We start from the raw sequence: 3,780 nt of genomic DNA, 5'->3' as shown, positions 1-3,780 counted from the left end.
CTTGTACTGGACGTACTTGGGCTTTCGCCCGGTGCGGCGAGAGTGCGTGCCAGGCGCCGCGGGGCAGACGCGAATTTGACGACAGGGCCTAGGGCGCCGGGCGGGGTCGGCCGTGCCATGTCCAGCCCCGCCGGCGTTTGAGGCGCGGGTTCTGGGGCGGAGCCCCAGAACCGGTAGGCCGCGGTCCGCGGGTCAGGACAGCTTGCCGTCGTAGTCCGGCAGCTTGACGGCGAGTTCGGCGTGCCCGCCGACCAGGTCGCTCTCGTTGTTGCCGATGTTGGCGATGATCGTGTACCCGCGCGCCTCGATCTCCGCGCGCTTGCCCGTCTTGTAGGCGCTGACCTCGCCGAACAGGTCGGGCAGGTCACGGACGTACAGGCCGGAGACGGGGTAGCCGACGGACCGCAGGTTGCGCTCGGTGAGGGAGTAGATGATCCCCGGGCGGGCGGTGACGAAGAAGATCGCCACCCCGCGCTCGTTCGCGTACCGGGTCAGCTCGCGGACCTTGGCGATCGCGGGGGTCGGGAACGTCCAGAACCAGTGGAAGTCCGTCTCCAGCGAGCTGTTGTCGATGTCCAGGACGATCGCGGGCTTCTCGCCGGCGGGCGCGGAGGCGATGCGCTGCTCGATCGCGGGGCGGACCGCGTCGATGACTCCCGCCACGTCGCGCTGCCAGGTGGCGTAGTCGATGCCGAGGATCGCCGCGTTCCCGCCGGGAGCGGACGCGGTGTACGACGTCCGCGCGGTGGGGGCGGCCTCGGCGGCCGTGGCCGGAACCAGGGTCAGGACGGCGGCCGCCGCGGCCAGAGCGGCGGTGGTGGCGGCGGTACGGGTGCTGCGCATGTGGGGGACGCTCCTCGATCACGCAATTGGCATGGACGCGACCAGAATTGGCCAGATCCTCACCCGTGTCTACTGGTCGGTAGGAAACTTTTCGTGGCCGCCCGATGAACCGCGCCGGCGCTCTGCCCCCTGCCCCCGTCCCCGCTACGTCTCGCAGTCCAGCACCGTGCGGCACAGCCCGCACCGCGCCCTCAACCGCCCGCGCACCGGCACCCGCACCCGCTGCTCGCACACCGGGCACGGGAAACTCACCCGCGGCGGGCCTCCGTCCTCCCGTTCGAAGCGGTACGCGGCCCCCCGCGCCGAAACCGCCCCGGCGTGCCGGTCCTTGGCGTAGCGGAGCCGGGCCACGGGCCCCGCCGCGGCGAGAGGAGCCCGGCGACGGTCCCGCTCGGCCACGGCGCGGCCGCGCACGTACGCCTCGTACGCCTGCGGGCTCGTGAACCAGGAGGAGGGGTCCTCGCCGAACAGGGCGGCCCGCTTGGCCAGGACGAACCCCAACTCCTCTGGGGTGAGGTAGCCGAACCGCTGGTGGGTCAGCGCGTCCTCGCGGTAGGCGTCCAGCAGTAGCCAGCCCGCCCCCAGGAAGACGGCGGCGGTGTCGGTGAGGATCTCGTTCTCCGCGGTGTCCGGGAAGCGCAGGCCCAGCCGGTGCAGCAGCACGTGGGCCACCTCGTGGGACAGCGCGGCCGCCAAGTCCCGGCGGTGCGTGCGGAAACGATCGTTGACCTCCACGAAGTACTCCGGCCCCGCGGCCAGTTCCACCGTGGCCGCGTCCTCCATGGGTCGGAAGCTCACGACCATGCGCGCGTCCGGCAGCCGTAGGGTGCGCACCACCGCGGAGGCCACCCGCTGCGCACCCAGGTACAGGTCGTCGGAGGGGTCGAAGACCGCGTCGGCGGGAGCCAGGCTCATGGCGTGGGCACGGATCCCGTCGGCCGACAACCGCCGGAACAGCGCGGTGATAGAGGCGCGCACCGTGGGCAGGTGCGGAAATCCGTGCTCGATGGGGCTGCCCGGCCTCCCGTTGTGCGTCATCGGGCACCCCCCGCCGCAAGCCCTCCCGCGCCCGGCCCCGGTTGGCCAAAAATGCCTTCTTGATGCCCGCCACGCGTCAGGTGTGTCATGGCCCCGTCATCTCTTTGATGGCGCGCACCGCCCAACCCCCCACGAAAGGCAGTGTGTTGACTGTGACCACCCTCGCGCGACTCCTCAAGCGCACCCTCGCCGCCGGCGCGGTCGCCCTCGCGGCCGTCAGCCTCCAGCCCGGCACCGCCACCGCCTCCCCGAACCCCGTCGTCGGCGGCACCCGCGCCGCCCAAGGCGAATTCCCCTTCATGGTCCGCCTCTCCATGGGCTGCGGCGGCGCCCTCTACACCCAGCAGATCGTCCTCACCGCCGCCCACTGCGTGAACGGCTCCGGCAACAACACCACCATCACCGCCACCGCCGGCGTCGTCGACCTGCGCAGCTCCAGCGCCATCAAGGTCAAATCCACCAAGGTACTCCAGGCCCCCGGCTACAACGGCAAGGGCAAGGACTGGGCCCTCATCAAACTCGCCCAACCCGTCAACCTGCCCACCCTCAAGATCGCCGAGACCAAGACCTTCGACAACGGCACCTTCACCGTCGCCGGCTGGGGCGCCACCCGCGAAGGCGGATCCCAGCAGCGCTACCTGATGAAGGCCACCGTCCCCTTCGTCTCCGACGCCGCCTGCCAGGCCGCGTACGGCAGCGACCTCGTCCCGCGCGAGGAGATCTGCGCCGGCTACCTCGACCAGGGCGGCGTCGACACCTGCCAGGGCGACTCCGGCGGCCCCATGTTCCGCCGCGACACCGCCGGCGCCTGGATCCAGGTCGGCATCGTCAGCTGGGGCGAAGGCTGTGCCCGCCCTGACTACCCCGGCGTCTACACCGAGGTCTCCACCTTCGCGGCCGACATCAAGGCCGCCGCGGCCACCCTCTAGCAGGCAGTCTTCGTCCTTCCGGCCGAACCGGAACGGGCCGGAAGGACGAAGCCCCGCACTCCGAACGCACGTAACGTCGACCGTCCCGGCCGTGTGCGGTTGCGGGCCGCCGCACGCGACGGTCCCATGGGAAGGATCCATCGGCAGCGGGCGACAGTGGGGCAGGCAGCGCATGGCGATCAGAGTGGTCATCGCGGACGACCAGGACATGGTCAGAACCGGCTTCCGGATGATCCTCGAAAGCCGGCCGGACATCGAGGTCGTCGCGGACGTCGTCGACGGCGAGGCCGCCCTCGCCGCGGTCGAGAAACACCGACCGGACGTACTCCTCCTCGACATCCGCATGCCGAAACTCGACGGCCTCGAAGTCACCCGGCGCCTCTCCGACCGCGACCGGCCACGCATCGTCATCGTCACCACCTTCGACCTCGACGAGTACGTCCACGCCGCGCTCCACGGCGGAGCGTCCGGCTTCCTCCTGAAAGACGCGAGCCCGGCCATGCTGGTTGAAGCGGTCCGGGCGGCAGCCGTCGGCGACTCCCTCGTCTCGCCCGCCATCACCGTCCGCCTCCTGCGCGAAATGGCCCCCCGCACCCCCACCAACCAGGCCCGCCGCCCCGCGGAACCCCTGACCGAACGGGAACGCGAAGTCGTACGCTGCCTCGCGCGCGGCCTGACCAACGCCGAGATCGCGGGGGAGCTCTACGTCTCCCTCTCCACGGTCAAAACCCACCTCGCCAACGTCCAGGCCAAGCTCGACGCCCGCAACCGCGTGGAAATCGCCGCCTGGGCCTGGGAAAGCGGCCTGGCCGCCAACGCGGCGTGACGCCGCACCCGCACCGACCCGCAGCCCGGCCGCGCTTTCCGGTGCCGCCGGGCGAGTTTCAGCCCCGCCGGCGTTTGAGGCGCGGGGTCCGGGGCGGAGCCCCGCTCATCGAGCCGCACAGGGCAGGCGGCGCCGACCACATCC

At 71.5% G+C, this 3,780-nt stretch carries 4 protein-coding genes; 2 read left to right on the top strand and 2 right to left on the bottom strand.

The features are described 5' to 3' along the window. Positions 1 to 192: 192 nt before the first annotated feature. Complete coding sequence (locus tag ACFV9H_RS41275; RefSeq protein WP_385409126.1) at positions 193 to 843, bottom strand: HAD family acid phosphatase; 651 nt, start codon at positions 841 to 843, stop codon at positions 193 to 195. A 144-nt stretch (positions 844 to 987) separates the two neighbouring features. Then, positions 988 to 1,881 carry a hypothetical protein gene (locus ACFV9H_RS41270; RefSeq protein WP_385409124.1) on the bottom strand — a complete coding sequence of 298 codons (894 nt, stop codon included), beginning with the start codon at positions 1,879 to 1,881 and terminating at the stop codon, positions 988 to 990. Between the two features lie 107 nt (positions 1,882 to 1,988). Here ACFV9H_RS41270 and ACFV9H_RS41265 point away from each other — a divergent pair, with 107 nt between their 5' ends. Further along, positions 1,989 to 2,810 (top strand): serine protease, encoded by an 822-nt coding sequence (locus ACFV9H_RS41265; RefSeq protein WP_385409122.1) that lies wholly within the window; start codon positions 1,989 to 1,991, stop codon positions 2,808 to 2,810. 172 nt (positions 2,811 to 2,982) lie between these two features. Then, a complete protein-coding gene (locus tag ACFV9H_RS41260; RefSeq protein ID WP_385409121.1) occupies positions 2,983 to 3,636 on the top strand; it encodes a response regulator in 654 nt (217 codons plus the stop codon). The last annotated feature ends 144 nt before the right edge of the window (positions 3,637 to 3,780 follow it).

The sequence above is a fragment of the Streptomyces sp. NPDC059874 genome, from assembly GCF_042731135.1.
Classification (GTDB): Bacteria; Actinomycetota; Actinomycetes; order Streptomycetales; family Streptomycetaceae; genus Streptomyces.
This window is presented reverse-complemented; position numbering and strand designations above follow the sequence as displayed.